Genomic DNA, 676 nt, shown 5'->3' on the forward strand with positions numbered 1-676 from the left:
GCAGTAGTCCGATACGCACACCCCCCGGTGTGTCCGCAATTGATGGAATATTTAGTGACGCTGGGGATTGTGAATCAGTTTCGTTGCCCCCTCTTCGACTCCTCCCATCGCCTTCACCATTTCATATCGCACACGGGGTATGGTGGTACTTTCTCGCGTGGATTGTAGTTAACCAACAAACCCACTCCAAGAACGACCCTTTTGTTGGTTAAATCACTCTCTATGCGAACGCTGTCAGCTCTGGCACCTGAATCTCCGTGAGTTCTCGACTGATCTCCGCCCGATCCCAGCCAAGCGGTGACAGCACACTCTCAACAGCTCTGATGAGTTGTGTCTCGTAGTACGACGATGTGTACACGACCTTCTTGCGCACTTCTCACTCTATGGAATCAAATACTGGCTCAAAATCGACCTTCACAAAATAAATCGTTCCGACGCTGGTCAACCACAGCACTACAAAAAAATGGACTCAATTTTGATCGGGATCGGCAGAGTTAGATTCAGTTGTACAACTACAGCCTCCCTCTCGGATCAGGTCTCCAACCGTCGTGTCGGAACCACAATTCGGGCAGACAGCGCGCACGTCGACCAGCACATCGTAGTCACCACGATCAAGCTCTCCCGCATTTGCGAGCGACGAGACGGCGGATTCGGCGACCGCTGACACCCGCCCCTG

General features: G+C 52.5%; 1 protein-coding gene and 1 pseudogene. Both read right to left on the reverse strand.

Annotated elements, in window-relative coordinates; translation table 11 throughout:
* Nucleotides 1-220: 220 nt before the first annotated feature.
* Nucleotides 221-355, reverse strand: a pseudogene (locus DVK07_RS23950) (DNA polymerase I); the annotation flags it as partial.
* 114 nt (nucleotides 356-469) lie between these two features.
* A partial coding sequence (gene rdfA / locus DVK07_RS23955) for a rod-determining factor RdfA (RefSeq protein ID WP_342765655.1) occupies nucleotides 470-676 on the reverse strand: 207 nt, incomplete at its 5' end.

Origin of the sequence: Halorubrum sp. Atlit-26R, from assembly GCF_003666015.1 — an archaeon.
GTDB lineage: Archaea > Halobacteriota > Halobacteria > Halobacteriales > Haloferacaceae > Halorubrum.